We start from the raw sequence: 25,625 nt of genomic DNA, 5'->3' as shown, positions 1-25,625 counted from the left end.
AGCAGGACATGGACCAGCGCGTAAAACCCGCTCCGCGTGAAATCCGGCGGGCGCGGGCAGATAATCCGAAAGCGCGGGAGCGCGATCTTGCCGCCGAGCTTGGCATTTCGGAGGCCGAACTGGTCGCCGCCCATTGCGGCGAGGGGGTCGTGCGCGTCGAGCCGCGCGTCAACGATCTGCTGACCGGCCTCGACGCCGTCGGCGAAGTGATGGCGCTGACCCGCAACGAAAGCGCGGTGCACGAGAAGATCGGCGTCTACGACAAGGTCGTGCCGGGCACGCACAATGCCATGGTGCTGGGCGAAAACATCGACCTGCGCATCTTTCCGAAAGTCTGGGCGCATGGTTTTGCCGTGGAAAAGCGCGACGGCGGCGACATCCGCCGCAGCCTGCAATTCTTCGACGCGGCGGGCGATGCCGTGCACAAGGTGCATCTGCGGCCGGCGTCCAATCTCTATGCCTACCAGAAGCTGGTGGCGGCGCTCGAATCGTCGAACCAGGAGCCGACCGTTTCTGTCGCAGGCTTGGCCGAGGACGACGCCGAAACGCCAGGCGTCGCCGCAAACATCGATGATCTGCGTGACCGCTGGAGCCGGCTGACTGATGTGCACCAGTTCTTCGGCATGCTGAAGGCGCTGAAACTCAGCCGCCGCCAGGCCGTGCGCATGGTCGGCCAGGATTATGCCTGGCTGCTCGACAATGACGCCGTCAGCGCCATGTTCCATCATGCCGCCGCCGGCGGCATGCCGATCATGTGCTTCGTCGGCAACCGCGGCTGCATCCAGATCCATTCAGGCCCGGTCAAGTCGATCAAACCGATGGGGCCCTGGATCAACGTGCTGGACGAGACCTTCCATCTGCATTTGCGCACCGATCACATCCAGGAGGTCTGGGCCGTGCGCAAGCCGACCAAGGACGGTCATGTCACCTCGCTCGAAGCCTATGGCGCCGACGGCAAGATGATCATCCAGTTCTTCGGCAAGCGCCATGAAGGCGAGGGCGAGCGCGACGACTGGCGGTTCCTCGCCGAAAACCTGCCGCGCATTCCAAGCCCGACCGCAGCCTAGAGTCGGATGATTTCAGGTCTGTTCGACCTGAAATCTGAATCCGTCTCTAAATCAAAGAGATAGAGCATGATGTCGTCCGAAAACCGCTTCCCACTTTTCGGCATCATGCCCTGAGGATCACGACGATGATTTCACTGTTCAGGCGCCCGACGCTTGCCGCGGCCATGGGCCTGTCGCTGTTTCTTGCCGGCCCGGCGCCGGCCAGCGAAAACCTCGCCGTGTTTGCCGACACGTCGCGGATCGCGGCAATCGGCGGTTCGATCACCGAGATCGTCTACGCGCTTGGCGAAGAGGGCCATCTCGTCGCCCGCGATTCGACCAGCCGCTACCCCGCCGCCGCGATGGCGCTGCCCGACGTCGGCTATATGCGCCAGCTGTCGGCGGAAGGTGTTTTGTCGGTCAATCCGTCCGGCATCCTGGCGCTGCATGGCAGCGGGCCGAAGGAAGCGGTCGATGTGCTGAAGAAGTCGAGCGTTCCGTTCATCGACGTGCCCGAGCACTATAGCCATGACGGCATCCTGGAAAAGATCCGCATCGTCGGCAAGGCGCTCGGCGTCGACGCCAAGGCCGAGACGCTTGCTGCCGAGACCGATGCCAAGCTGAAGGCGGCCGAAAAACAAACGGCGTTGATCAAGGAGCGCAAGCGCATCCTGTTCGTGCTGTCTATCCAGGGCGGCAAGATCCTCGCCGCCGGCAGCGACACTGCCGGCGACGGCATCATCAAGCTTGCCGGCGCGGTCAATGCGGTCGAAGGTTTTTCCGGCTACAAGCCGATGTCCGACGAGGCCATCGTCACCGCCAGGCCCGACGTGATCCTGGCGATGAAGAATGCCGGACCGCCGATTGCGGAGGCTGAGTTGTTCGCCATCCCGTCGATCACCTCGACGCCGGCCGGTGAAGGCCGCAAACTGATCCTGATGGATGGCGGTTATCTCCTCGGTTTCGGCCCGCGCACGGCCAACGCCATCCACGATCTCGCCGTCTCGCTCTATGGCAGTCAGGTCACGGACTGAGCGAATGGTGGATCAGTCGATCGCCGGCGCGGCGGGCAAGTTGGTGGCCGAAGGCGATCGTTCGGGGCGCGCGCGCCTGGTTATTTTGCTCCTGTGCCTGGTGCTTGCGCTTTCCATGTTCCTGTCGCTGACGTCGGGCGCCTCCGACGCGTCGGCCGTCGGCGTCATTCGTGACTGGCTGACCGGCGTTGTGCCGGCCAATGCCGCGCTCGGCGCTCGCGACCGGCTGATCGTCTACGACATCCGCATGCCGCGCGTGCTGCTCGGCGTGCTCATCGGGGCAGCACTCGCCGTGTCGGGCGCGGTGATGCAGGGCCTGTTTCGCAATCCGCTCGCCGACCCCGGCCTGATCGGCGTTTCCGCCGGATCGAGCCTCGGTGCGGTCGCCGTCATCGTGCTCGGTACAAGCTGGCTGGCGCCGCTCACTTTGGCGCTGGGCAGCATGGCCTTGCCGATCGCCGCCTTTTGCGGTGGCCTTGCGGTGACGCTGGTGCTCTACCGCGTCGCCACGCGGCAGGGGCGCACCTCGGTTGCCACCATGCTGCTTGCCGGCATTGCGCTCGCCGCCCTTGCCATGGCGCTGACCGGCATCCTCATCTTCATGGCCGACGACCGGCAATTGCGCGACCTGACCTTCTGGCAACTGGGCTCGCTTGGCGGCGCCACCTGGCCGAAGATCGCCTCCGTCGGCCCGATCATCGTTTTGGCGCTGGCGGCAATGCCGTTCATGGCCCGCGGGCTGAATGCGCTGGCGCTCGGCGAGGCGACAGCCGGCCATCTCGGCATCCCGGTGCAGCGGCTGAAATACACCGCGATCGTCAGCGTCTCGGCGGCGGTCGGCGCCTCGGTCGCGGTCAGTGGCGGTATCGGCTTCGTCGGCATCGTCGTGCCGCATCTCTTGCGGCTGCTGATCGGTCCGGACAATCGCTATCTCTTGCCGGCATCGGCGCTGCTCGGCGCCTCGATGCTGCTTCTGGCCGATGCCGTCGCCCGTGTCATCGTGGCGCCGGCCGAATTGCCGATCGGCATCGTCACGGCGATCGCAGGCGCGCCGTTCTTTCTCTGGATCCTGCTGCGCAAGCGCGGCGTAATCGACTTGTGAGACTTGAAACCTGTGAGGCGGGCATGATCGAAGCACGCGATGTCTCGGTGGCGATCGGCGGCAAGCGCATTGTCACCGATGTCGACTTTACCGCGCGGCCCGGCGAGATCGCGGCAATCGTCGGGCCTAACGGCTCGGGCAAGACCACCTTTCTCAAGGCATTGTCAGGTGATCTGCCGTTTTCAGGAACGGTTGATATCAACGGCCGCGACCTGGCGGCGATGAAGCCGGTGGAGGCTGCAACCGCGCGTGCCGTGCTGCCGCAGGCGACGACGCTGTCGTTCCCTTTCACCGTGCGCGAAGTGGTCAGGCTCGGTCTTGTCGGCGGCCGCTCCGGCGTGCTGCCGGGCGAAAACGAACGACTGCCGGAGCGGGCGCTGGCTCGAGTGGATCTCGACGGCTTTGCCGGCCGGTTCTACCAGGAGCTCTCGGGCGGCGAACAGCAGCGTGTGCAGCTGGCGCGCGTGCTGTGCCAGGTCTGGGCGCCGGTACTCGACGGCAAGCCGCGTTATCTGTTCCTCGACGAGCCGGTTTCCAGCCTCGACATCAAGCACCAGCTGATCATCATGAACATCGCGCGCGACTTCGCCCGGCGCGGCGGCGGCGTGATTGCTATCCTGCACGACCTCAATCTGACGGCCATGTATGCGGACCGGGTTTTCGTCATGCATCGCGGCCGGCTCGCCGCTGACGGTTCGCCGCAAGAGGTGCTGAGCGACGATCTCATCGAAAAAGTGTTCGATTGCCGGCTGCGGGTCGGCGTGTTGCCGGCCGCCAATATGCCGTTTGTTTTGCCGCAGTCCGCTGTCTAGAAAGTTCAGGCGGCCGGAGCGCGCTGCACCAGCATGTCGATGCCGAGCAAATGGCGCACGTTCGGCCGCGCCGCCACCATATCGGCAATCGTGTAGCGGGAGAGTACGGCAAAGAAGGCGTTGAGCGCCTCGCGCAGCGCCGAGTTGAGGGCACAGCTGTCGACCAGCGGACATTCGGCGGCGTCGTTCTCGAAGCACTCGGCCATGGCGAAGCTCTCTTCGGTCACCCGCACGACGTCGAACAGGTTGATCTGCTCGGCGGGACGGCCAAGCCTGACGCCGCCATTGCGGCCGCGCACCGTCTCGACCAGACCGTGTTCGACCAGCGGCTGCAGGATCTTGAACAGGAAAAGCTCCGACACCGAATAAGCGGCCGCGATCTCCGGAATGCGGCTCAGCCGTTCGGTGTTTGCCGCGCAATACATCAGGATGCGCATGGCGTAGTTGGTCTGGCGCGTTAACCGCATTTCATTCCTCACCCAAGTGCTGGCGCATTGGAACTGCACCAGATTTAGATTTGTGCTGGTGCGGCTTTCTCACCCGGAGTTTCGGATTCGCCCACACTGGCCTCTTGGGAATATGGCCTATACCTTGGAACAATTCCAGACTGGGATTGCATCATAGATGAATATTCCTGTCAACTTTGTGTGCGTAATCGGCATGTCTTGAGGCGAAATCGGCCGTCCTGTCATGTCACGGGCCGAAACAGTCCCTAAATACCCTGAGATCGACGAGGAGCGGCCCACAATGTCTCAATCGGCCCCGTCCCTGGTGTCCGGCGGTTTCGATACCGAAGCAGGCGCCAAGCTTTCCGCGCTGCGGTGGACAAAGTTCCTCGCCACGGCCGCGCTGGCGCTTTGCGTCGTGGTCTTTGCCGTCGCCAAATCGTTCGAGCGCACTTATCCGTGGCTGGGCTTTGTCGCGGCCTTCGCGGAGGCGGCGACCATCGGCGGCCTGGCAGACTGGTATGCGGTGGTGGCGCTGTTCAAGCGGCCGCTCGGCCTGCCGATCCCGCACACCGCCATCATCCCGGCGAACCAGAACCGCATCGCCGACAATCTCGGCCGGTTTATCGAGATCAATTTCCTGGCGCCCGAGCCGGTGCGCAAAAAACTCGCCGAGGTCGATTTTGCGGTGCTTGTGGCCGACTGGCTGACTGACGCCGAACGCTCTGCCGGCCTGTCGCGCTTTGTCGTGCGCCTGGTGCCGCAGACGCTTGCGGCAATCGAGCAATCCGGCCTGCGTGGTTTCGTCACCAGCCGCATGCTGGAGCAGATCGACAAGGTGCCGCTGGCGCCGCTGGCGGCCGAGCTGCTGTCGGCGCTGACCGACGACCGCCGCCATCAGAAACTGTTCGATGAGTTCACCCGGGTGATCGGCCGGTTCCTGAGCGACGAAGAGGCGCTGGCGACCATGCGCGAAAAAATCCGCGAGGAATTGCCGTCGCTGTTCAACCTGTTCCGGGCCGACGCCTATCTGTTGAAGAAAATCGTAGCGTCCGCCGGTTCGCTGCTCGACGAGGTGCGAGCCGATCCCGATCACCCGATGCGCGCCGAATTCGATCGTTTCGCGCATTCCTTCATCGAGCGGCTCAGGACCTCGAAGCAATACGCCAAGCGGGCCGAGAAACTGAAGCGCGATTTTCTGGCGCGGCCGGAGGTCAAGGCGCTGGCCGGCGACATGTGGGAGAGTCTGCGCCTGTTCATCGAACAGGACACCAAGGCGGAGAATTCGATTGTCCGCGAGCATCTCGCCAACATGTTCGTCGAAGTCGGCCGCCATCTTGCCGGCGATCCGCAGATCAGGGCCGACATGAACCAGGGCTTTGTCGTGGCGCTGGCCTCGTTCGTGGAGAGCCAGAAAAGCGGCGTGTCGACATTCATCGCCGACCAGGTCAAGCGTTGGGACCTTGCCCAGCTGACCAGGCTGATCGAGATGAACATCGGCAGGGACCTGCAATATATCCGCTTCAACGGCATGATCATCGGCGGCCTTGCCGGCGTCGCGCTCTATGTGGGTGAGCTGCTGTTGCTTGCCGGTTGACCTGCATTCGCCGCCAAATTGCATTGAGCGGGCGAATGGACACGCGGCGCGCGAGTGCTATTGTCCAGCCTAGGGTTCAGCATTTGCGCAAACTGGGGAGCAAGCGACCAATGGCCAAACAACCCGAATCCGATTCTTTCCTGGACATGTTCAGCCGGTTCGGCCGCGACCTGAAGGTGCCGAATGTCGAGGCGATCCTCGCGCATCACCGCAAGAACCTCGAGGCGCTGGAGAAATCGGCGCGGGCGGGGGCTGCCGGCGCGACCTCGCTGCTGTCCCGGCAGCGCGAGATGCTGCAGGACACGCTGCGCGAAATCAGCGACATGGCGCAGAACTACAAGGCGCCGGGCAATCCGCAGGAGTTGATGACGAAACAGGCGGAGTTCGCCAAGAAATCCTTCGAAGCCGCCCTGAAAAATGCCAGCGAAGTGGCCGAACTGGTCAAGAGGTCCGGCACCGAATCCGTCGAAATCCTGCGCGAGCGCATCAAGGAAGCGATGGAGGAAATCCGCTCCGGCTACGAGAAGAAGAAGTGATCTTGGGCACGGCCTGACCCGCTGCCCGCCGCCTCTGCACAGACGGCCGTTTGCGGCGCATGGCCACGGATGAGGTGTACCGTTCGGGGGAATATGACGGAACGGAATCGCAACAGGCGAATTGACAGGGGCGGTCGGTTCGTGGTCCGAGGCATTTGGAGCCATCGGGAAAGCAGGAATGACGGAAATACGGCCGAAAACGCCGCCGACCTTTGAGCAGCTAAGGGCGATGGCCGGGCAGGAGCTCGGCGTGTCGGAATGGACGACGATCGACCAGAGCCGCATCAACCAGTTCGCCGAATGCACCGGCGACCATCAGTGGATTCACGTCGATCCGGAGCGGGCCAAGCGGCAAAGCCCGTTTCGCACCACGATCGCGCATGGCTATCTGACGCTGTCGATCATCGGCGCACTGGCGCTCGATCTGGGCGTCGTGCCCGAAAACACGCAGGCCGCCTTCAACTACGGCTTCGACAAGGTGCGTTTCCTGGCGCCGGTCAGGGTCGGCGCACGAATCAGGCTGCGCTCGACGCTGTTGTCGGTGGAGGACAGGGGGCCGGGCCAGTATCTGATGAAGGCCGCCAACACCGTCGAGATCGAGGGTGAGCAGAGGCCGGCTTTGACTGCCGAAACGCTGGTCATGCTCTATGAGCGCCGCAAGCGGGCCGCAACTTAAGCACCCTACCTTCGATCACGATGGCTGTTGCCGCGACGATGACCTGCCGGCTGATCGGGCCGATAGCAGCGCCAGCAACAGTGCAGCCACTGCCATAGCCGTTGCCGCCTGAAAGGTGACGTGCATTCCGTGCGCGGCTGCTGCTGAGGCCGACACCTCCTGGCCTTGCCGCCCTCCCGTCGATGCGGCCGCAAAGATGGCGCCCATCAGCGATGCGCCGGTGATCAGGCCGAGATTGCGCGACAGATTGAGCAGGCCGGACACGACGCCGCGCTCGGCCGAGGCGACACCGCTCATGACGGCGGCATTGTTGGATGTCTGGAACAGGGCGTAGCCGAAGCAGGTGACGGCGATCGGCATGACATAGCTGGCAACGCCGAGTTTTGTCATGGCGAGCGACAAAAGCGAGGTGCCGATGGCGAGGGCGAGCAGCCCGGCGATCATCATCCTGTTGGCACCGAAGCGATCGGTGAGGCGGCCGGCGATGAGCGCCGAGAGCGCCGAGACCAGCGGACCGGTCGACAGCACCACGCCGACCATTGCAGCATCGAGCCCGAGCCCGCGCGCCAGATAGAATGGAGCGACCACCAGCGTTGCCATCATGATCGTGGCGACGACGAGGTTCATGGCGAGGCTGGCGGTGAGCCGGATGTCGTACAACCGGGCAAGCCGGATCAAGGGATTCTTCGCCCTCGTTTGCACAACGCCGAACATAACGACGCCGATGCCGGCGGCGATCAGAAGGCCGATGTTGAGGGTGCCGAAATTGCCCCGGCCGAGCGTCATGGCCAAGGCATAGGCAGCGAGCGTCAACGCGAGCAGGGCAGTGCCTACCGCATCGAAGCTGCCTCGATCGGCTTCGGCCGCCTTGCCGCGGACAGGCAGGGCCAGCCAGGCGAGGGCGAAGGCCGCGACGCCCAGCGGGACATTGACGAGGAAGATCGCCCGCCAGCCGAAGCCAGCGATCAGCAAGCCGCCGAGCGAGGGGCCGAGCGTCGTGCCGATCGCCGACATGGCGCCGAGCAGGCCCATGGCGCTGCCGGTTCGTTCCTTGGCTACGGTCTCCGCGACAAAGGCCAGCGTCAACGCCATCATCAGCGCCGCGCCCAATCCTTGCATAGCACGCGCCGCGATCAGCAGCCACAGCGTCGGCGCCAGGCCGCAGAGCACCGAGGCCAGCGTGAACAGCGCGATGCCGCCAAGCAGCAACCGCCGGCGGCCAAACATGTCGGCCAGCCGTCCGGCGCTGACGATCAGCGCGGTGATGGCGAGCAGATAGGCGAGAACGACCCATTGCACCGACTGGAAGGACGTGTCGAAGGCCTGCATCAGGGACGGCAGGCCGACGCTGGCAATGCTGGTGCCAAGCGACGACAGCAGCGTGGCGAGCGACAGGCTGGCCAGCGCCAGGACTGCGGACTGGGTTTGTCGCGGCACCGATGCGCGCTCGTTCTGCTCAGCAATTGCCATGGCGATCTCCTTCTTTCAGGCCCGGGAAACGGACCTGTTGGAGATCTAATTTCTGAGGTGGCATAGCGAAAGGCGCAGCATTTGCATCTTATCCATGCATCAAACGCCATGTCATGTGTTACAATCCGCTGATGACATCGCCCGATCTCAACCTGCTGTTCGCGCTCGACGTCCTTTTGGCCGAAGGCAGTGTGGCGCGCGCCGCGAGTCGGCTGCGGCTCAGCCCTTCGGCGATGAGCCGCACGCTGGCGCGGCTGCGCGAGGCGACCGGCGATCCGCTGCTGGTTCGGGCTGGCCGGGGCCTGGTGCCGACGCCGCGCGCGGAGGAGTTGCGTCAGCAGGCAGGCCGCGTCGTTGGGGATGCCGAGGCGTTGCTGCGCCCTGCCAGGCTTCTCGATCTCGCGAAGCTGGACCGGATCTTCACGCTGCGCACCAATGAGGGCTTCGTCGAGGAGTTTGGACCGCGTCTTGTCGCCCGCATCCAGGCCGAGGCGCCGGGCGTGCGGCTGCGCTTTGCGCCCAAAGCCGACAAGGATGTCGCCTCTCTGCGCGACACCGCGATCGACCTGGAAATCGGCGTTGCAGGCGAAACCGGACCTGAAGTGCGCATACAGGCGCTGTTCCGCGACCGCTTCGTCGGCGCGGTGCGAGCGGGTCACCCTTTGAGCGAAGGTGTGGTGACGCCCGAACGCTATGCCGCCGGCCGCCACATCAGCGTTTCAAGGCGTGGCCGGGAGAGGGGACCGATCGATGAGGCGCTGGCACAGCTTGGCCTACAGCGGACCGTGGTGTGCATGGTTTCCGGCTTCTCGGCAGCACTCGCCATGGCGCGCGCTTCCGATCTGATCGCCAGCATCCCCGAACGGCATACGCAAGGCGCACGAGCCGGCATGGTCAGCTTTCCGCTACCGGTCGCCACGGTCGAGGTGACCATCTCGATGCTCTGGCATCCGCGGCTCGATGCCGACCCGGCGCAACGCTGGCTGCGCGATTGCGTGCGCGAGGTCTGCGCGGCCTCTCGGTGAGCGATCAGCGCGCCATTGCCGTCTCAAGCACCCGGAAAATCCGCTCATCTGCGCACTGGGCAACGTTGAAGCGCAGGAAGCGGCTGGCGGTTCCCGACAGGCTGAACGCGTTGCCGGGCGCCAGCACGATGTTGTCGGCCAAGGCACGGCGGGCGATGTCGGCGGCATCCACGCCATCGGGCAGGCTGCACCACAAAAACAAGCCGGCGGGCTGGTCGATCCATGGTGTGATGCCGATCGTTTTCAGGCGCGCGCCCGTCTCGCTCATGGCGCGGGAAAGGCGCGCGCGCAGCAGATCCATGTGCTTGCGATAGCTGCCGTCCCTGAGCAGCGCCAGCACCAGCTCGGCCGCCAGCCGGCCGCCGCCGAAAGTGGTGGCGATCTTGAGGTCGGTGAGCTGTTCGATCCATTCGCGCGGTGCGGCGATGAAGCCGCAGCGGACCGAAGCTGACAGCGTCTTGGAGAAACTGCCTATATGGACAACGCGGCTGAGGCCGTCGAATGCAGCAAGGCGCGGGGCGGGGCTGTGTTCGAAATCGGCGAAGATGTCGTCCTCGATGATGGTCAGGTCCGACTGGTCGGCAAGCTTCAACAGCCGGTGCGCGGTGACCGGCGACAGGATCGCGCCGGTCGGGTTGTGGATGGCGGAGTTGGTGATGTAGAGGCGCGGCTTGTGCTCGGCCAGCGTCTGCGCAAACAGCTCGATGTCCGGCCCCGATGGCGTGTAGGGAACGCTGACGACCTTGGCGCGGTGGGCGCGCAGCAGCGCGTGAAAATTGAAATAGCAGGGGTCGTCGACCAGCACTGTATCGCCGGGCTCGATCAGGAACCGGCACAGGAGATCGATGGCCTGCGTGCCGGATTCCGTCAGCATGATCTGCTCGGGGGAGACGTCGATGCCATGCCCTTCCATACGCCGCGCCAGCAATTGCCTGAGCGGCGGCAGGCCGAGCGGCGTGCCGTAATCGGCGAGGTCGACATCGTCGGCTCGCGCCACAGTGCGCAGCGCCCGGCGCAAGGCGGACTGCGGCATCCACGAGGCCGGCATCCAGCCGCAGCCGGGTTTCAGCATCTCGCTGCCGGCTTCCAGTGACTGGCGCGATACCCAGAGCGGATCGATGGCGCGGTCGAGCCGCGGGCCGATCTCGGCCAGCGACAGCGGCGCCAACGATCCGGCGGCATAAAATCCCGAGCCCGGCCGGGCGCGGATCGCGCCTTCGGCGGCGAGACGTTCATAGGCCTCGACCACGGTCGACTTGGATACCTGCATGGCTTTGGCGAAAGCGCGGATCGAGGGCAATCGCGCGCCCGGCGTCAGGCTGCGCGCGGCAATCCGTTGGCGAATGGTCGCCATGACAGTTTCGACAAGCGTGGTCGCGGCAAGCGTATCTGCACGGTTGGTTTTGAGAGCGAGTTCAGTCATCTGTATTGCTCGATTGACCATTACAGTTTTGCGAAATTGTACCGCATTGTCTCTGGCAGTTCCATACCCTCCGGCCCGATAGAGGGTGAAAGCAATGGAGCCTGGAATGGACAAGAGCGCGAGCGGTTGGGTGAACGGATTCGTCGGCGTGCTGATTTTCAGCGGTTCGCTGCCGGCGACGCGTGTGGCTGTGGCGGATTTCGATCCGACATTCCTGACCTCGGCCCGCGCGGCGATTGCCGGACTGCTTGGCCTGGCAATGCTCATTCTGTTCCGCCAAAAGCGCCCGGAGCGTAGCGATTTTCTGTCGCTGGTGATCGTGGCCCTTGGCGTGGTTGTCGGCTTTCCCTTGCTGACGGCGCTGGCGCTCAAGCACGTCACCTCTGCCCATTCCATCATCTTCGTCGGTCTGCTGCCGCTGGCCACCGCGATCTTCGGCGTGCTTCGCGGTGGTGAGCGTCCTCGGCCTGCCTTCTGGCTGTTCTCGTGCATCGGCAGCGCGCTGGTTGCGGGCTTTGCCCTGATGCAAGGCGTGACGGCGTCACCGGTCGGTGATGGCCTGATGCTGGCCGCCATCATCGTCTGCGGACTGGGCTACGCGGAAGGAGCCGCGCTGTCGCGCCGGCTCGGCGGCTGGCAGGTCATTTGCTGGGCGTTGGCGATCTCGCTGCCGATCATGCTGGTGCTGACGTTCGCAACGCTGCCGCAATCCTTTGCCGCCATCGGCTCCGGCGCCTGGGCAGGTCTCGCCTATGTCTCTCTGTTCAGCATGCTGATCGGTTTCGTGTTCTGGTACCGCGGCCTTGCGCAAGGCGGCATCGCCGCCGTGGGACAATTGCAGCTGCTGCAGCCTTTCTTCGGCCTCGCTTTGGCGGCGACGCTTCTGCACGAACAGGTAAGCCCGCTGATGGTTGTCGTTACACTCGGCGTGGTCGCCTGTGTGTTCGGGGCGAAGAAGTTCGCGCGGTAGTTTGGGTGCGGAGGGCGGCTCCGCCCCTAAAACTTCGTCACAACCCCAATGCCGATGCCCTCAAACCCGCCCATCGCCATCAAGGCAGCCGGCGCCTCGTCGAGGCTGATCTTCTTGCCGACCAACAGTTCGGGCTTCAGCTTGCCGGTGCGGATCATCTCCATCATTGCGGGGTAGCGATAGGCCTGCATGCCGTGGCTGCCGAGGATTTCGAGCTCGAAGGCGATCACCTTGTCCATCGGCACTTGCGGGCGGGCGTGTTCGCCCAGCATCAGGCCGACCTGCACGTGGCGGCCGCGCCGGCGCAGATTGGAAATCGAGTTGAACGATGTCGTGGGATGGCCGAGCGCATCCATCGACATATGCACGCCGCCATTGGTGATCTGCTTGACCGCCTTGACGACATTCGGCGTCGTCGAGGCGTTGATGGTCGCCACCGCGCCGATCCTCTTGGCGAAATCCAGCTTCTCGTCGGTGAGGTCGATGGCAATGACATTGGCGCCCATGGAACTGGCGATCATGATCGCCGACAGGCCGACGCCGCCGCAGCCATGCACTGCCACCCATTCGCCCGGCGTCACCCGGCCCTGGTCGACAATGGCGCGAAACGAGGTGACGAAGCGGCAGCCGAGGCTGGCGGCGGTGGCGAATTCCATCTCCTCGGGCAGGCGTACGAGATTGGTGTCGGCATGGTCGATGGCGACATATTCGGCAAACGAACCCCAGGCGGTGAAGCCGGGCTGCGACTGGTGCTCGCAGACCTGATGATTGCCGGAGGTGCACTCGAAACAGCGGCCGCAGCCGACGCAGAACGGCACGGTGACACGCTCGCCGGCCTTCCAGCGGGTGACCCGCTTGCCGACGGCTACGACAACGCCGGCCAACTCGTGGCCGGGCACATGCGGCAGGGCGATGCCGGCATCATGACCCATCCAGCCATGCCAGTCGCTGCGACACAGCCCGGTCGCCTCTACCTTGATGACGACGCCGTCGGCGGCCGGTTTGGGATCCGGCACGGTCTGGATCGTCGGCGCTTCGCCGAATTTCTCGAAGACGACGGCTTTCATCGGGTGGTCCTCATGCTCTGCGCCAGCAACATTACGCTTCTATTCCGCATCTATCTGATTCTCGGGCGCTGCCTTCTGAAAGGTCGGCAGTGCCATGCAGGCGGCGTGGATGCGCGATATCGTCGGGTAGGGAGTCAGGTCGACGCCGAAGCGGGCGTTGCTGGCGATCTGGGCAACCAGGCATATGTCGGCCAGGCCCGGCGCGTCGCCGTGGCAGAAGGTGCCGGTCTCTGGCGACGAAGCCAGAATCTTCTCAAGTGGCTGGAAACCTTCGTTCACCCAGTGGCGGAACCAGTTGACGACATCCTGGTCGCCAGCGCCGAACAAAGTGCGCAGCGAGGTCAGCACGCGCAGATTGTTCACCGGGTGGATATCGCAAGCGATCATCTGCGCCAGCATTCGCACGCGCGCACGGCCGAGCGCGTCCTTGGGCAGCAGCGGCGGTTCGGGATTGGTCTCATCGAGATACTCGATGATCGCCAGCGACTGCGTCAAAAGCGTGCCGTCGCTAAGGATCAGCGCCGGCACCAGCCCCTGCGGATTGACGGCTAGGTAAGCCGGTTCCAGATGGTCGCCATGGCGCAGATGATGCGGCACGTAATCGTAGGTCAGCCCCTTCATCTCCAGCGCGATGCGCGCGCGGTAGGAGGTGGAGGAGCGGTAGTAGTTGTGGAGGACTAGGTCGCTCATCGGATCACGTCTTGCCCATGGAATCTTGGCCGATGGTGATCTCGATCGTGCCGATGTTGTCGACGCCGCCGGTCATCGTCTGGCCCGGCGCCACCGCGCCGACGCCGGCCGGCGTGCCGGTGAAAATCAGGTCGCCCGGTTGTAGTGCAACCGACTCACTGCAGATCGAAACGATATCGGCGATCGGCCAGATCAGCTCGGCGAGGTCGCCGTCCTGCTTCACCGCGCCGTCGACGGCGAGCCAGATACGGCCCTTTTGCGGGTGGCCGGAATTTGCCGCCGGCACTAGTGGGCCGCAGGGCGCCGAACGGTCGAAGGCCTTTGACCAGTCCCAGGGACGCGCCGCTTTCTTGGCCTCGTCCTGCAGGTCGCGGCGGGTGAGGTCGATGCCGACGCCGTAGCCCCAGACATGGTCGAGCGCCTCAGCCCGCGGGATGCGGAAGCCGGCCTTGCCGATCGCCGCGACCAGCTCGATCTCGTGGTGCAGGTTTTTGGTCAGCGGCGGGTAGGGGATCGTGCTGCCGCTGTCGACTACCGCATCGGCCGGCTTGGTGAAGAAGAAGGGCGGGTCGCGCTCGTCATTGCCGAGTTCGCGGGCGTGGGCGGCGTAGTTGCGGCCGACGCAGAAGATGCGGCGCACCGCAAAGCGGTCTGACGAGCCTGCTATGGCGACCGATGGGGTTGCGGGCAAGGGGAGGACGAAATCTGTCATGCGCGGTCTTTCTGCTTCAACTGCCGGCACATTTGACCGATTTGGACCGCCGGGCAAGGCATGAGCGTCCGCAAAAGTGTCGGCGCCGCCTTGATTGTTTGGAAGAAGTCGGCTTCGCCTCCGGGGTTAAGATGGCGATAGACTATTTGCCAATAAGCTGGCCATACCAGCGGGAGTATCCTGTCCAGGAAGGACTGAAACGAACCCCATGACCGCAATCAACGATCGCGCCCGCTTCCTGATCATCGACGACCATCCGCTGTTTCGCGAGGCGTTGCACAGCGCCGTTCAGATGGCCTACCCGGAAGTCGACACGGTGGAGGCGCGCTCGATCGCCGAAGCGCTCGATCTTCTGGGTGGAATAAAACCGTTCGATCTGGCGCTGCTCGATCTCAACATGCCCGATGTCCATGGCTTCGACGGGCTGCTGCAGCTCAGGACCCGCCATCCGCGCCTGCCGGTGGTTGTCGTCTCGGGCTATGAGGAGCCGAAGATCATCTCCGAGGCGTTGTCCTATGGTGCTGCCGGCTTCATCCCGAAATCGGCGCGCAAAAGCGATCTCGCCGCCGCCATCCGCTCGGTGATGGAGGGCGCAATCTATGTGCCGGAAAACTACGAGGGACAGCCGCCGGACGCTGACAGCACCGACCGCGCCGACATGGTGCAGCGCCTGGCCAAGCTGACGCCGCAGCAGCTACGCGTGCTGCAGATGCTGCGCCAGGGCCTGCTCAACAAACAGATCGCCTACGAGCTGCAGGTCGGCGAGACCACGGTGAAGGCGCATGTCTCGGAGATCCTGCGCAAGCTCAACGTCTACAGCCGGACGCAAGCGGTGATCGAGGTGTCGAAGCTCGACAATGCGGAGCTGTTTCGCGATCAGGCGGGGTTTTGAAGGGCAGCCCTCGGTTACTCATGGCACCATGTCGGCGCGCATCAGCGTCACCCTCCTTATCCGATCTGCATGAGGCTGATATTCGATGTGTATTGAATGATCCGCCTCGTCAAATCGGTCCCAAGGGCCGTACTCGCCCAAAATGGGATCAGTCCGTGCGGCGCCGCTTTTTGAAGGCACGCCAAAACGGCTCAGCACGTCGTTGCGACTGGATGAAAAGGGAATATCCCAGAGACCTCGATCCAGATTGTCAGCCTCTATGAATATGCAGTCTATTTTGTCGTGGACATCGGAGGTGATTGAAAAATTATTGGGCGCAGATACGTAGTTAATGCGGATTTCGGGCAGGTCATCATCAACTGTCTTTTTGAATTTCCATGACTCAAACGGCGGTGACGTGAAAAACGCCGACGCCGACTTTCCCAGGTAGCCAAGAATATCGTTGGTCATTCCTGTAACATACTCCCATCGTTCGATCCGTTATCTGCGAAAATCCAATCGTCCGGCCGGCCAGCGGCCGTCGATCCGCTCGTCGTTCACGATCAAACCGATCCAGGGCCGCGTAACTGAGGGATCGCTCAGATTGAGGTATTTTCCAACCATCCTGCTGCCTTCGCGCCGCGCTTCGATGAGGCCGTGGCGGGCTGCGTTGTCCCAACTGAAATGCAGATAGACCTGCTCTCTCACTGATTTCACTTCGGCTTGTCCCTGTTTCCATTTGTCCTTTGCATCGCCGGCGATCGTGGGATCGGCGCCGCCATTCCAGCGACTCGACCAGTTGCCTTCAATTGAATCGTTCTGACCACCGTTTGCGCCCCAGGCCTTGGCATTCTCGTCATCCGTGGATCCGGACAGCGTTGCGCCGGAGGCAAAGTCCATCACCTCCTGATCTCCAGGGTTCGGTACGTCCATGACCTCAAACGGGTTGCGTACTGCGCTATCTGGATGGACTGCTTTGTGTTCCCGATGTTTCGGCCTCATGGCGAAATCCTTCCTGCCTGCGATACGCAGGGCAAGGGGTCAGCTTCGCAAATCGGGTCGAGCCCGGCCACCCGTTTCCGGCATTGTGCTATCAGGCCAGCAAATGCGCGCTACGTTCAGCGGCTTGCGCATCGATGCGCTAAGAGGGCATCGCAAGGTGCACTGTCATGATAATTCTTCTTCTGTAGAGTTATCTACTATGATTATGTTGTCTTCGCCATGATAGACAAAACTTTCCGGAGAAATTCCGTGCTCAATTACTCTCGAAATTAAAATACTAGATCTGTCTGAAAATATAATGGAAACCGAATCTGAATCCATGAAAACATCTATTATTATAATAGACTGCATGTAAGCCACGATGGAGCATGAAATTTTGGTATTTACTGTAATATATGAATTTCTATCAAATGTTATCGTGATACTCCCGTTTTCGTAATTAATTGATCGAAACTCTTTTCCAATGAGATTTTCCTTTAAGTAACTCATGCTGCGTTTACTTTCCTCGCGAAGGAACCTCTAAGCCAGCAAATGCGCCAGCAGGGCGCGCAATTGCGCTGGTTTCAGCGGCTTGCGCATCAGTTCGATGCCGGCGGCGCGGGCGGCTTTGGCTACGGCTTCGGAGGCGTCGGCTGTGACGATCAGCGCCGGCACGGCGCGGCCGAGATAGTCGCGGACTTCGGCTATTGTTGCGGTGCCGAGGTCGCCGTCGTCGAGATGCTGGTCGGCAATGACGATGTCGGGCACCCAGTCGGTGTCACCGAGCAGGCCGAGTGCGTCCTCGGTCGAGGTGGCGGCGCGCACCAGGCATTGCCAGCGCTCGAGCAGGAAAGTCATCGCCTGCAGCACATCGGCGTCGTTTTCGACCAGCAGCACCTTGGTGCCGAACAGGCCGTAGCCGCGCGGACGCTCCATCTCGGCAAGGCTGGCGATGGCGTCGGCGCTGGCGCCAATGCCGACCGGAACATCGATGTGGAAGATCGTGCCGCGTCCGACCTTCGAGGAGAACGTCACTGGATGGCCAAGCGCGGCCGCCATGCGCCGCACGATGGCAAGGCCGAGCCCCAGCCCGCCGCCGGAGATCCCGGCATCGGCCGGAATGGCGGAGCCGCGATGGAATTCCTCGAACACCGCTTCGCGCTGGTCGTCGGGAATGCCGCAGCCGGTGTCGGCGACATCGATGCGGATGGTGTCGCCGCGATGCCTTGTGCCGACCAGCACGCCGCCCGAACGGGTATAGCGCAGCGCATTGGACAGGATGTTCTGCAGGATGCGGCGCAACAGCGTGCGGTCCGAACGCACCACGGCACTGACCGGGCGGAATTTCAGTGTTAGCCCCTTCAGCTTGGCAACCGGCTGGAAATCCGAGCGTAGCGAGGAAAACAGCGTCTCCAGATTGACGTCGCCAATGTCGGGCTGGACCACGCCGGCATCGAGCTTGGAAATGTCGAGCAGCGTGCGCAACAGGTCTTCCATAGTCTCCAGCGAGCGCTCGACCTGACGGACGAGTTTCTTGCCCTCGTCGCTGGTCTGCACTTCGGCCAGTGCCGAGACGGAGAGGTGGGCGGCGTTGAGCGGCTGCAGCACGTCATGGCTGGCGGCAGCCAGGAACCGGGTCTTGGACAGGTTCGCCAGTTCGGCGTTTTCCTTGGCGGCACTGAGGTCGATGTTCGACTGCTCCAGCCGGCGCAAGGTCGAGTGCAGTTCCTCGGTGCGGATGCGCACCCGGTTCTCCAGCGAAATCGCGGTCTGGAACAGCGAGAAGGCGTTGCCCTGCTGGTCCATCGAGCGCTCGACGCGGCTGACCAGGGCGGCGTTGATCTTCTTCAGCCTGTCGACGTCGTCTATATCCCTGAGCGGCATGGGCCTATTCCGCCGCCTGGCGTTCGCCGAAAGCGATGCCGGTGAAGGTCTGGTTGAGGTGCATTGAGCGGTATTGTTCGCCATAGGTGCCGAAGCCGATGACGTTGTTGACCCGGTAGAGTTCGGAGATATCGCGGAAGACCTGGCGGTTGCGCGCATCGAGCCGGCGCAGCACGCAATCGAAACCGAGGATCATGTCGATGCCACCCAGCCGCTCCTCGACGTCGCGCAGGGCAGCGCGCGTCGATTCCACCATATCCTTGGGCTGGGCGATGGACAGCACGACGCCGTCGTCGATGGCGCAGAAGAACGACAGCGAGCCGTCGGGATGCATCTTCTGGATCGAGCGGCAGTAATATTCGCCGCCCACCTTCACCACCACCGGATGCGAGGCGAAGCTCATCGGCGTCAGGGTCTGCGCAACGATGCCGACCGAGGCGGCATATTCCTCGGCCGCATTGGTGGCGTTGAATTCGCGCACGGTGCGGTGATCGGGATCGGATGCCGTCACCACCAGCTTCTCGTCTGTGGGGACGAAATTGTCGGTCTTGAAGACATGGAAGGGAATTTCGGTTGATATCAGCACGATGATGGCGCTGTCGGAGGCCACCTTGCCGTTCGAGATCAGCCTGGTGGTTTCGAATTTCAAATCGTCGCCCGCCGAACCGCCGATCAGCGGGATGTCGTCCAGCCCCCAATGGATGGCCGAGGTCACCGCTTCCTCGGCAAAGGACAGGCCGTCGATGAAGCAGAGCGCAAAGGTGCTGTTGGAATGGCAACTGCCGATGCGCCCGCGCAGCAGGCGCCGCAAGGCCTCGACTTCACCGGTGATCCTGTCCATGCCCGAGGAGGAGAGATTGTCGACCATGGCGCTGACCGCGCAGAATGATGCGGAAGGAAGCAGAAGAGCCAGCACATGGCCTTCCTCCAGCCCCTGCGGGGTGATCTCGCCGGCAGTCGAACAGGCGGCATAGGCCAGCGTCGGCGCATGGGTCTTCAGCGCTTGCGACAGGGCGGTGGCGTCGACCAGGCTCTGCGAGAAGAACAGCAGCGCAAAGCCGGCGTTGATGGCAGCGGCCTCCGTGGCGACCGCCCAGGCGAATGCATCCATGTCAGGCTCGTCTGTGGTGAGCGCCGACAGACCGGATGCATAGCTCGTCCGTGAACTGGCCAGCAGCTTTCTCCGCATTCCTCCGACGCATTTTGTGTGCGCCTGTTTTTATGTCTTTTGCGCCAGCGTCGATGGCATTGTTGCCTTCAATCCGCGCTTTGGCAATGGGGCGGACGGGCCCATGATTTTCGTTTTGTCCATGTCCGAAAGTACAATGAGCACCGTGTGTTTTTTGCGCGTTGTGCGGTGTACGAATAGCGCCTGGCCGAGCGCCAAAGCCGCATCGGCAGCATGATTACCGAGGTTATACCCAGGGAGGATGCATGTCGGACGTTTCGTTTGTCGTGAACGGAAAACGGGTCAGCGGCGCTGCCGAGGACCGAACGCTTCTGGTTCATTTCCTGCGTGAAAATCTTGGTCTCACCGGAACGCATGTCGGCTGCGACACCTCGCAATGCGGCGCCTGCGTCGTGCATGTCGACGGCAAAGCGGTGAAGTCCTGTTCGATGCTGGCCGTGCAGGCCTCCGGGTCGACCGTGGTGACGATCGAGGGGCTCGCCAACGGCGCCGACCTGCATCCGGTGCAGGCCGCGTTCAAGGAACATCATGGGCTGCAATGCGGCTTCTGCACACCAGGCATGATCATGACGGCGACCGACATGATCGCGCGCCATCCCGAAGGCCTCGACGAGGCGACGGTTCGCACCGAGCTCGAAGGCAACATCTGCCGCTGCACCGGCTACCACAACATCGTCAAGGCGATCCTCGCCGCATCGAAGACGATGGCGAAGGCGTCGAAGGGCAGGGCGAAACAGGCAGCTTAGGGAGTAGGCAGTAGGGAGTAGGCAAAACGGCCATACTGAACCGCGAGATCTCCCCCTACTGCCTAACTCCCTACTGCCTATTCCCTTAAATTCCGGAGGAATTTTCTTATGGGTATTGAAGGTATTGGCGCTCGGGTCGCGCGCAAGGAAGACAAAAGGTTCATCACCGGCGCCGGCCGCTATGTCGACGATATGGTGGTGCCCGGCATGAAGCATGCCGCTTTCGTGCGCAGCCCGCACGCGCATGCGCAGATCAAGAAGATCGACGTCAAAAAGGCTCAAGGCATGCCCGGCGTCATCGGCGTCTTGACCGGCAAGGAACTCAAGGCCGACGGCATCGGCAACCTGATCTGCGGCTGGATGATCCATTCCAAGGATGGCTCGCCGATGAAGATGGGCGCCTGGTCGCCGCTGGCCGTCGACAAGGTGCGTTATGTCGGTGACGCCATCGTCATCGTGGTGGCCGAGACCAAGGGCCAGGCGCGCGACGCGGCCGAGGCTGTCGAGATCACCTACAAGGAATTGAAGACGGTGGTCGATGCCACCAAGGCGCTGCAAAAAGGCGCGCCCCAGGTCCATGCCGAGGCCGAGGACAATCTCATCTTCGACTGGGAGATCGGCGACGCCAAGGCGACCGACGCGGCGATCAAGGCGGCGGCGCACGTCACCCGCATGAAGATCGTCAACAACCGGCTGGTTCCCAACGCCATGGAGCCGCGTGCGGCCCTTGGCCATTACGACAAGGCCGAGGACCATTACACCTGCTGGACGACCTCGCAGAACCCGCATCTCGCGCGGCTGGTGATGAGCGCCTTCTACAATGTCGCGCCGGAAAACAAATTGCGTGTCATCGCGCCCGATGTCGGCGGCGGCTTCGGCTCGAAGATCTATATTTATCCCGAAGAGATCGTCTGCCTGTGGGCGTCGAAGAAAACCGGCGTGCCGGTCAAATGGGTGGCCGACCGCACCGAAAGCTTCCTAACCGACGCGCATGGCCGCGACCATGTCTCGACGGTCGAAATGGCGTTCGACAAGAACAACAAGATCACCGGCTTCAAGGTCGACACCATTGCCAATCTCGGCGCTTACATGTCGCTGTTCTCGTCTTGCGTGCCGACCTATCTCTACGCGACGCTGCTGTCGGGCCAGTACAACATCCCGACGATCCACGCCAATGTGCGCACCGTCTACACCAACACCGCACCGGTCGACGCCTATCGCGGGGCAGGACGGCCGGAGGCGACCTATCTGCTGGAACGCACCATGGAGGCGGCCGCGCGCGAACTGCGCGTGTCGCCGGCGGAGCTGCGGCGAACGAACTTCATCACTTCTTTTCCGCATCAGACGCCGGTGATCCTGAACTATGACGCCGGCGACTATGCCGCTTCGCTCGATGCGGCGACAAAGGCGTCCGACTATGCCGGCTTTGCCAAGCGCAAGGCAGCCGCGGCAAAGCAAGGCAAGCTCCGCGGCATCGGCATGAGCTGCTACATCGAGGCCTGCGGCCTCGCGCCGTCGTCGGCGGTCGGCTCGCTCGGCGCTGGCGTCGGCCTGTGGGAATCCGCCGAAGTGCGGGTCAACGCCGTCGGCACGATCGAAGTGTTGACCGGCTCGCACAGCCATGGCCAGGGCCATGAGACGACCTTCGCGCAGCTCGTCAATCAGCGCTTCGGTGTGCCGATCGACTCGGTCTCGATCGTCCATGGTGACACCGACAAGGTGCAAATGGGCATGGGCACCTACGGCTCGCGCTCGGGCGCGGTCGGCATGTCGGCCATATCAAAGGCGCTCGACAAGGTCGAGGCCAAGGCCAAGAAGATCGCCGCCCACCTGCTCGAAGCCGACGAGGGCGACATCGTCATCGAGAATGGCGAAGTCAAGGTCGCCGGCACAGACAAGAGCCTGCCCTGGTTCCAGGTGGCGCTTGCCGCCTACACCGCCCACAATCTGCCGGCCGGCATGGAGCCGGGGCTGAAGGAAACCGCCTTCTACGATCCTGCAAACTTCACCTTCCCGGCCGGCTGCTACATCTGCGAGGTCGAGATCGATCCGGAAACCGGCACGACCGAGATCGTCCAGTTCGTCGCCGCGGACGATTTCGGCAACATCATCAACCCGATGATCGTCGAGGGCCAGGTGCATGGCGGCATTGCCCAGGGTATCGGCCAGGCGCTTCTGGAAGGCGCGCACTATGATGCCAGCGGGCAACTGCTGACGGCGAGCTACATGGATTATACGATGCCTCGCGCGGGCGACCTGCCGTCATTCAAAGTCTCGACCTCCAACACGCCGTGCCCGAGCAATCCGCTCGGCATCAAGGGCTGCGGCGAGGCTGGCGCGATCGGCTCGCCGCCGGCGGTCATCAACGCCATCACCGATGCTATCGGGATCACCGACATCGCCATGCCGGCCTCGCCGTCAACGGTCTGGGCCGCGATCCGCGCGGCGAAGAAGCACTGAGGAGGAACGAAGATGTATTCGGTCAATTACCACCGCGCCGCCTCGGTCGCCGACGCCGCCAAGCTGGTGAAGAGCGGCGACGCCAAGCTTCTGTCGGGGGGCATGACGCTAATCCCGGCGATGAAGACCAGGCTTGCAGCACCTTCCGACCTGGTCGACCTGTCGCGGATCAAGGAGCTGCAGGGCGTCAAGGTGTCGGGCAAGACTGTCACCATCGGCGCCGCTACCACTCATTACGACGTAGCCAATGACGAGAAGCTCAGGAAGGCCTGCCCGGCATTTGCGCATTTGGCGTCGCTGATCGGCGACCCTGCCGTGCGTTACAAGGGCACGATCGGCGGCTCGGTCGCCAACAACGATCCGGCCGCCGACTATCCGGCGGCACTGCTGGCGCTGGGCGCTACCATCGTCACCAACAAGCGCCAGATATCAGCCGCCAAATTCTTCACCGGCCTGTTCGAGACGGCGCTGAAAGACGGCGAGATCATCACCGCGGTGAGCTTCACCGCGCCGGCCAAGGCGGCTTACGAAAAATTCCGCAATCCGGCATCTCGCTATGCGATCGTCGGCGTGTTCGTGGCCAAGGGCAAGGACGGGGTCAGTGTTGCCGTCACCGGCGCCGGCGATGACGGCGTATTCCGTTCGAAAGAGATCGAGGCGGCACTGGCGAAGAACTTTGCCGCATCGGCGCTCGACGGCGTCAAGGTTTCGGCGAAGAATTTGATGACCGACCTCCACGCCTCAGCCGACTACCGCGCCAGCCTGATCGCAGTGATGGCAAAACGCGCGGTGGCGGCCGCCAACGCCTGAACTTTTCTGACATGAGTGACTGGAAAGGGGCCTTCGTGGCGCCTTTTTATACGCTCAAGCTTACGCTCGCTTGGCTGCTCGTCGGCTTTCCGCTGCCGTGGGGGTTCTGGATGACCGTCAACAGCGCCATGGCGCTGTTCCAGTAGCGCTCAGCGAGGCGGCATCAGGCTGCTTCGCCATTCTTCTGCGCCGCGAGATAGCGGCGCAGGCCGGCTTCGCCGCGCGGCGTCGTCCAGCGATGGTTCCAGGCAAAGGCCGGCCTGAGCAACGGCGCCAGCAATTTGAGGATCGGCCTCTCGACCGTCACCTGCCAGACGAGATCGACGTGGGTGCCGGTTCCCGAAGGCGACAGTTCCGCCCGCCACAGGCCGTCGAAATCGCCGAATGTCTTGACCACCACCAGCCGGCCGGGCTCGAGCTCGGCCGCCTCGATGATGAAGTTCAATTCATAGGGCAGGGCGCCGCGCGCCCGGGCCTTGGCGCGCGAGCCGACGACGCCCTTGCCCTTGCGGTCGAGCGGCACGACCTCCTTGTAGACGTCGCCCCACCACAGCGGCAGCAATTCGGCGTCGGAGAGCACGTCCCAGACCTGTTGCGGCGTCGCCTCGGGAATGTCCCAGCTTTCGTCGAAGCGGAAGACGTTGCTCGGCATTGGTGTTTCGCCCCCGGCTGCTGGAAACCGCTACATTAGTTCTGGCTTGTTTACGGCGCCAGAGCCGCTCGTGTCAGCCGGCGATCTGCCTGAGGTAGTAGCGCACCGCCTTCTCGCCGCCATGGATCACCGCGTCGCCGACCTCGGCAAAGCCGAGCGCGGCGTGGAAGGCGTCCGAAACCGGATTGGGCGGGTCGGCATTGACCTCGCAGGTTACGATGCTGTGGCCGGCGCGGGCGACCTCTGCGAACAGATCCTCATAAAGCCGCCGGGCATGGCCGCGGCCGCGGGCCCGGCCGGCCACGACGACGCGGTCGACATAAACGAAGCGTGGATAGCGCTCACGGAACCAGAGGAAGTTCGGGCTGTCGTAGCGCGCATCCTGGTCGAAGGTCATGATGAAGGCTTCGAGGGAGCCGATGCGCCTGATGTAAAACGCTTCGCTAAGCAGGAAGGACAGCCGTTCGGGTTCGAGCCATGACAGCTCGGCCGCATGCTCATTGTTGAGCGCGAGGATCGCCGCTTCGTCCTGGGGCGAGACGCGGCTGATCGGCGCGGCCGTCATGTCCTGGCCGCCGCAATCGTCGCCGCCACCAGCGCCGCGTCGGTCACCGTGGTGCGGTACTCGCGGTCGAGATCGGTGCCGCCCATGCCGACTTGCGGGTTGCGGTAGGCCATTGCGCTCGGCACGTCCTTGAGCGCGGCGAAATGCATTTCCATCAGCCCGGTTTTCTTGAGCACCTCGGCGATGTTTTCAGGGGCGAGCGCGCCGCAGCCGAGGATGATGATGCGGCTGCCGGCCTGGCGGACCAGCTCCGCCAACAGGCCGGCGCCTTCCACCGCGGTGTCCCTCTGGCCGCTGGTCAGCACGCGGCCGACCTTGCAGCGGACCAGCGCTTCCAGCGCCTCGGAGGGGTCGCGGGTCATGTCGAAGGCGCGGTGGCAGGTGACGGCGAGCGGACCGGCCGCCTCGACCAATGCGCCCATGCGCGCCTCGTCGATGGTGCCATCCGCATTGAGGCAGCCGACGACGACACCGGCGACGGCGCGATCGCGAAGTGCTGCGACATCGGCGAGCATCGAGCGGTATTCGGCCTCGCTGTAGAGGAAGTCGCCCCCGCGCGGCCGCACGATGACATGGAAGGGAATGGTCGCGCTCTCGAGAGCGGCGCGCACCGTGCCGAAGCTGGGCGTGATGCCGCCTTCGACCAGGCTGGCGCAGAGCTCGACCCGGTCGGCGCCGGCGGCCTGCGCCGCCAGCAATCCGTCGATGCCTTCGACGCAGATTTCGATCAGGGGGCGAGCATTTCCGGCCAAGGGGGGATCCTTCGTGATTGCAGACGGCCAGCCCTAGCATCGGCTCGGTTGCCGGGGAAGCGGAACAGCCAATCGCCGCTTGTGCCAGCCGGCAACCCCGCCGAGCCGC

27 protein-coding genes are annotated in these 25,625 nt (G+C 63.4%); 14 read left to right on the top strand and 13 right to left on the bottom strand.

Translation table 11 applies throughout. The features are described 5' to 3' along the window. Positions 1-8: 8 nt before the first annotated feature. From JQK88_RS12165 to JQK88_RS12150, 4 genes are all read left to right on the top strand, one after another. Positions 9-1,067 carry a hemin-degrading factor gene (locus JQK88_RS12165; RefSeq protein WP_203278422.1) on the top strand — a complete coding sequence of 353 codons (1,059 nt, stop codon included), beginning with the start codon at positions 9-11 and terminating at the stop codon, positions 1,065-1,067. A 125-nt stretch (positions 1,068-1,192) separates the two neighbouring features. Next, positions 1,193-2,080, top strand: a complete 888-nt coding sequence (locus JQK88_RS12160; protein WP_203278421.1) for a heme/hemin ABC transporter substrate-binding protein — start codon at positions 1,193-1,195, stop codon at positions 2,078-2,080. A 4-nt stretch (positions 2,081-2,084) separates the two neighbouring features. Further along, positions 2,085-3,182 carry a FecCD family ABC transporter permease gene (locus JQK88_RS12155; protein WP_203278420.1) on the top strand — a complete coding sequence of 366 codons (1,098 nt, stop codon included), beginning with the start codon at positions 2,085-2,087 and terminating at the stop codon, positions 3,180-3,182. 23 nt (positions 3,183-3,205) lie between these two features. Then, positions 3,206-3,994 carry a heme ABC transporter ATP-binding protein gene (locus JQK88_RS12150; RefSeq protein ID WP_203278419.1) on the top strand — a complete coding sequence of 263 codons (789 nt, stop codon included), beginning with the start codon at positions 3,206-3,208 and terminating at the stop codon, positions 3,992-3,994. A gap of 5 nt (positions 3,995-3,999) precedes the next feature. Here JQK88_RS12150 and rirA read toward each other — a convergent pair whose 3' ends face one another. Further along, positions 4,000-4,461 (bottom strand): iron-responsive transcriptional regulator RirA, encoded by a 462-nt coding sequence (gene rirA / locus JQK88_RS12145; protein WP_112565484.1) that lies wholly within the window; start codon positions 4,459-4,461, stop codon positions 4,000-4,002. A 280-nt stretch (positions 4,462-4,741) separates the two neighbouring features. On the opposite strand from rirA, the gene JQK88_RS12140 reads away from it, so the two are divergent. The 3 genes from JQK88_RS12140 (at position 4,742) to JQK88_RS12130 (ending at position 7,249) form a co-directional block, all read left to right on the top strand. Continuing rightward, positions 4,742-6,037, top strand: a complete 1,296-nt coding sequence (locus JQK88_RS12140) for a DUF445 domain-containing protein (protein WP_203278418.1) — start codon at positions 4,742-4,744, stop codon at positions 6,035-6,037. Positions 6,038-6,147: 110 nt separating this feature from the next. Then, positions 6,148-6,573, top strand: coding sequence for a phasin family protein (locus JQK88_RS12135; RefSeq protein WP_192257410.1), 426 nt, complete (start codon positions 6,148-6,150; stop codon positions 6,571-6,573). Positions 6,574-6,751: 178 nt separating this feature from the next. Beyond that, positions 6,752-7,249, top strand: a complete 498-nt coding sequence (locus JQK88_RS12130; RefSeq protein ID WP_112565372.1) for a MaoC family dehydratase — start codon at positions 6,752-6,754, stop codon at positions 7,247-7,249. Between the two features lie 15 nt (positions 7,250-7,264). Here the strand turns inward: JQK88_RS12130 and JQK88_RS12125 are convergent, their stop codons facing one another. Continuing rightward, positions 7,265-8,719, bottom strand: coding sequence for an MFS transporter (locus JQK88_RS12125; protein WP_192257408.1), 1,455 nt, complete (start codon positions 8,717-8,719; stop codon positions 7,265-7,267). A 131-nt stretch (positions 8,720-8,850) separates the two neighbouring features. Here JQK88_RS12125 and JQK88_RS12120 point away from each other — a divergent pair, with 131 nt between their 5' ends. Continuing rightward, positions 8,851-9,744, top strand: coding sequence for a LysR family transcriptional regulator (locus tag JQK88_RS12120; RefSeq protein ID WP_203278417.1), 894 nt, complete (start codon positions 8,851-8,853; stop codon positions 9,742-9,744). A gap of 4 nt (positions 9,745-9,748) precedes the next feature. Here the strand turns inward: JQK88_RS12120 and JQK88_RS12115 are convergent, their stop codons facing one another. Next, on the bottom strand, positions 9,749-11,188 hold the full coding sequence (locus tag JQK88_RS12115; RefSeq protein WP_376740397.1) for an aminotransferase-like domain-containing protein: 1,440 nt from the start codon (positions 11,186-11,188) through the stop codon (positions 9,749-9,751). Positions 11,189-11,273: 85 nt separating this feature from the next. On the opposite strand from JQK88_RS12115, the gene JQK88_RS12110 reads away from it, so the two are divergent. Next, on the top strand, positions 11,274-12,137 hold the full coding sequence (locus JQK88_RS12110; RefSeq protein WP_203278415.1) for a DMT family transporter: 864 nt from the start codon (positions 11,274-11,276) through the stop codon (positions 12,135-12,137). A gap of 26 nt (positions 12,138-12,163) precedes the next feature. Here JQK88_RS12110 and JQK88_RS12105 read toward each other — a convergent pair whose 3' ends face one another. From JQK88_RS12105 to JQK88_RS12095, 3 genes are read right to left on the bottom strand one after another with little or no spacing between them, the layout of a single operon-like run. Continuing rightward, positions 12,164-13,204 (bottom strand): zinc-dependent alcohol dehydrogenase family protein, encoded by a 1,041-nt coding sequence (locus tag JQK88_RS12105; RefSeq protein WP_203278414.1) that lies wholly within the window; start codon positions 13,202-13,204, stop codon positions 12,164-12,166. 39 nt (positions 13,205-13,243) lie between these two features. Beyond that, positions 13,244-13,894 (bottom strand): maleylacetoacetate isomerase, encoded by a 651-nt coding sequence (gene maiA, locus JQK88_RS12100; RefSeq protein ID WP_203278413.1) that lies wholly within the window; start codon positions 13,892-13,894, stop codon positions 13,244-13,246. Between the two features lie 4 nt (positions 13,895-13,898). Then, on the bottom strand, positions 13,899-14,606 hold the full coding sequence (locus JQK88_RS12095) for a fumarylacetoacetate hydrolase family protein (protein ID WP_203278412.1): 708 nt from the start codon (positions 14,604-14,606) through the stop codon (positions 13,899-13,901). A 208-nt stretch (positions 14,607-14,814) separates the two neighbouring features. On the opposite strand from JQK88_RS12095, the gene JQK88_RS12090 reads away from it, so the two are divergent. Next, the gene (locus tag JQK88_RS12090) at positions 14,815-15,498 is read left to right on the top strand and encodes a response regulator (protein WP_023681717.1); all 684 of its coding nucleotides are present in this window, start codon (positions 14,815-14,817) and stop codon (positions 15,496-15,498) included. A gap of 18 nt (positions 15,499-15,516) precedes the next feature. Here the strand turns inward: JQK88_RS12090 and JQK88_RS12085 are convergent, their stop codons facing one another. The 4 genes from JQK88_RS12085 to JQK88_RS12070 form a co-directional block, all read right to left on the bottom strand. Further along, positions 15,517-15,948: a DUF6392 family protein gene (locus JQK88_RS12085; protein WP_203278411.1), complete on the bottom strand. Its 432-nt coding sequence runs from the start codon at positions 15,946-15,948 to the stop codon at positions 15,517-15,519. A gap of 30 nt (positions 15,949-15,978) precedes the next feature. After that, on the bottom strand, positions 15,979-16,479 hold the full coding sequence (locus JQK88_RS12080) for a hypothetical protein (RefSeq protein ID WP_203278410.1): 501 nt from the start codon (positions 16,477-16,479) through the stop codon (positions 15,979-15,981). A 519-nt stretch (positions 16,480-16,998) separates the two neighbouring features. Further along, a complete protein-coding gene (locus JQK88_RS12075) occupies positions 16,999-18,342 on the bottom strand; it encodes an ATP-binding response regulator (RefSeq protein WP_203278409.1) in 1,344 nt (447 codons plus the stop codon). Positions 18,343-18,346: 4 nt separating this feature from the next. Further along, positions 18,347-19,531, bottom strand: a complete 1,185-nt coding sequence (locus JQK88_RS12070; RefSeq protein WP_192257392.1) for an FIST signal transduction protein — start codon at positions 19,529-19,531, stop codon at positions 18,347-18,349. A gap of 245 nt (positions 19,532-19,776) precedes the next feature. On the opposite strand from JQK88_RS12070, the gene JQK88_RS12065 reads away from it, so the two are divergent. From JQK88_RS12065 to JQK88_RS37770, 4 genes are all read left to right on the top strand, one after another. Continuing rightward, a complete protein-coding gene (locus tag JQK88_RS12065; protein WP_112565388.1) occupies positions 19,777-20,277 on the top strand; it encodes a (2Fe-2S)-binding protein in 501 nt (166 codons plus the stop codon). Positions 20,278-20,385: 108 nt separating this feature from the next. Continuing rightward, on the top strand, positions 20,386-22,737 hold the full coding sequence (locus JQK88_RS12060; RefSeq protein ID WP_203278408.1) for a xanthine dehydrogenase family protein molybdopterin-binding subunit: 2,352 nt from the start codon (positions 20,386-20,388) through the stop codon (positions 22,735-22,737). Between the two features lie 12 nt (positions 22,738-22,749). Continuing rightward, entirely contained in the window at positions 22,750-23,547 is a 798-nt protein-coding gene (locus JQK88_RS12055; RefSeq protein ID WP_203278407.1) for an FAD binding domain-containing protein, read from the top strand. A 35-nt stretch (positions 23,548-23,582) separates the two neighbouring features. After that, the gene (locus tag JQK88_RS37770; protein WP_446669875.1) at positions 23,583-23,693 is read left to right on the top strand and encodes an MFS transporter small subunit; all 111 of its coding nucleotides are present in this window, start codon (positions 23,583-23,585) and stop codon (positions 23,691-23,693) included. A 17-nt stretch (positions 23,694-23,710) separates the two neighbouring features. Here JQK88_RS37770 and JQK88_RS12050 read toward each other — a convergent pair whose 3' ends face one another. The 3 genes from JQK88_RS12050 to JQK88_RS12040 all read right to left on the bottom strand — a co-directional run bounded on the left by JQK88_RS12050 (position 23,711) and on the right by JQK88_RS12040 (position 25,516). Continuing rightward, a complete protein-coding gene (locus tag JQK88_RS12050; protein WP_203278406.1) occupies positions 23,711-24,199 on the bottom strand; it encodes an SRPBCC family protein in 489 nt (162 codons plus the stop codon). Between the two features lie 73 nt (positions 24,200-24,272). Beyond that, positions 24,273-24,764 carry a GNAT family N-acetyltransferase gene (locus JQK88_RS12045; RefSeq protein ID WP_192257384.1) on the bottom strand — a complete coding sequence of 164 codons (492 nt, stop codon included), beginning with the start codon at positions 24,762-24,764 and terminating at the stop codon, positions 24,273-24,275. Beyond that, positions 24,761-25,516 (bottom strand): copper homeostasis protein CutC, encoded by a 756-nt coding sequence (locus JQK88_RS12040; protein WP_192257382.1) that lies wholly within the window; start codon positions 25,514-25,516, stop codon positions 24,761-24,763. Before JQK88_RS12040 ends, JQK88_RS12045 begins: the two co-directional genes overlap by 4 nt. Between the last annotated feature and the right edge of the window lie 109 nt (positions 25,517-25,625).

Origin of the sequence: Mesorhizobium caraganae (assembly GCF_016836705.1) — a bacterium.
GTDB lineage: Bacteria > Pseudomonadota > Alphaproteobacteria > Rhizobiales > Rhizobiaceae > Mesorhizobium > Mesorhizobium caraganae.
Note: the sequence above shows the minus strand (reverse complement) of the source record. Positions and strands in the feature narration are given on the sequence as shown.

Bases quoted from the DNA above. Each gene is read 5' to 3' on its own strand.
- JQK88_RS12140 (WP_203278418.1), top strand. From the start codon at position 4,742: ATGTCTCAATCGGCCCCGTCCCTGGTGTCCGGCGGTTTCGATACCGAA.
- JQK88_RS12060 (WP_203278408.1), top strand. From the start codon at position 20,386: ATGGGTATTGAAGGTATTGGCGCTCGGGTCGCGCGCAAGGAAGACAAA.
- JQK88_RS12050 (WP_203278406.1), bottom strand. From the start codon at position 24,199: ATGCCGAGCAACGTCTTCCGCTTCGACGAAAGCTGGGACATTCCCGAG.
- JQK88_RS12120 (WP_203278417.1), top strand. From the start codon at position 8,851: ATGACATCGCCCGATCTCAACCTGCTGTTCGCGCTCGACGTCCTTTTG.
- JQK88_RS12105 (WP_203278414.1), bottom strand. From the start codon at position 13,204: ATGAAAGCCGTCGTCTTCGAGAAATTCGGCGAAGCGCCGACGATCCAG.
- JQK88_RS12115 (WP_376740397.1), bottom strand. From the start codon at position 11,188: ATGGTCAATCGAGCAATACAGATGACTGAACTCGCTCTCAAAACCAAC.
- JQK88_RS12090 (WP_023681717.1), top strand. From the start codon at position 14,815: ATGACCGCAATCAACGATCGCGCCCGCTTCCTGATCATCGACGACCAT.
- JQK88_RS12075 (WP_203278409.1), bottom strand. From the start codon at position 18,342: ATGCCGCTCAGGGATATAGACGACGTCGACAGGCTGAAGAAGATCAAC.
- JQK88_RS12085 (WP_203278411.1), bottom strand. From the start codon at position 15,948: ATGACCAACGATATTCTTGGCTACCTGGGAAAGTCGGCGTCGGCGTTT.
- JQK88_RS12160 (WP_203278421.1), top strand. From the start codon at position 1,193: ATGATTTCACTGTTCAGGCGCCCGACGCTTGCCGCGGCCATGGGCCTG.
- JQK88_RS12130 (WP_112565372.1), top strand. From the start codon at position 6,752: ATGACGGAAATACGGCCGAAAACGCCGCCGACCTTTGAGCAGCTAAGG.
- JQK88_RS12110 (WP_203278415.1), top strand. From the start codon at position 11,274: ATGGACAAGAGCGCGAGCGGTTGGGTGAACGGATTCGTCGGCGTGCTG.
- maiA (WP_203278413.1), bottom strand. From the start codon at position 13,894: ATGAGCGACCTAGTCCTCCACAACTACTACCGCTCCTCCACCTCCTAC.
- JQK88_RS12150 (WP_203278419.1), top strand. From the start codon at position 3,206: ATGATCGAAGCACGCGATGTCTCGGTGGCGATCGGCGGCAAGCGCATT.
- JQK88_RS12135 (WP_192257410.1), top strand. From the start codon at position 6,148: ATGGCCAAACAACCCGAATCCGATTCTTTCCTGGACATGTTCAGCCGG.
- JQK88_RS12055 (WP_203278407.1), top strand. From the start codon at position 22,750: ATGTATTCGGTCAATTACCACCGCGCCGCCTCGGTCGCCGACGCCGCC.
- JQK88_RS12155 (WP_203278420.1), top strand. From the start codon at position 2,085: ATGGTGGATCAGTCGATCGCCGGCGCGGCGGGCAAGTTGGTGGCCGAA.
- JQK88_RS12065 (WP_112565388.1), top strand. From the start codon at position 19,777: ATGTCGGACGTTTCGTTTGTCGTGAACGGAAAACGGGTCAGCGGCGCT.
- JQK88_RS12095 (WP_203278412.1), bottom strand. From the start codon at position 14,606: ATGACAGATTTCGTCCTCCCCTTGCCCGCAACCCCATCGGTCGCCATA.
- JQK88_RS12045 (WP_192257384.1), bottom strand. From the start codon at position 24,764: ATGACGGCCGCGCCGATCAGCCGCGTCTCGCCCCAGGACGAAGCGGCG.
- rirA (WP_112565484.1), bottom strand. From the start codon at position 4,461: ATGCGGTTAACGCGCCAGACCAACTACGCCATGCGCATCCTGATGTAT.
- JQK88_RS12165 (WP_203278422.1), top strand. From the start codon at position 9: ATGGACCAGCGCGTAAAACCCGCTCCGCGTGAAATCCGGCGGGCGCGG.
- JQK88_RS12070 (WP_192257392.1), bottom strand. From the start codon at position 19,531: ATGCGGAGAAAGCTGCTGGCCAGTTCACGGACGAGCTATGCATCCGGT.
- JQK88_RS12125 (WP_192257408.1), bottom strand. From the start codon at position 8,719: ATGGCAATTGCTGAGCAGAACGAGCGCGCATCGGTGCCGCGACAAACC.
- JQK88_RS12080 (WP_203278410.1), bottom strand. From the start codon at position 16,479: ATGAGGCCGAAACATCGGGAACACAAAGCAGTCCATCCAGATAGCGCA.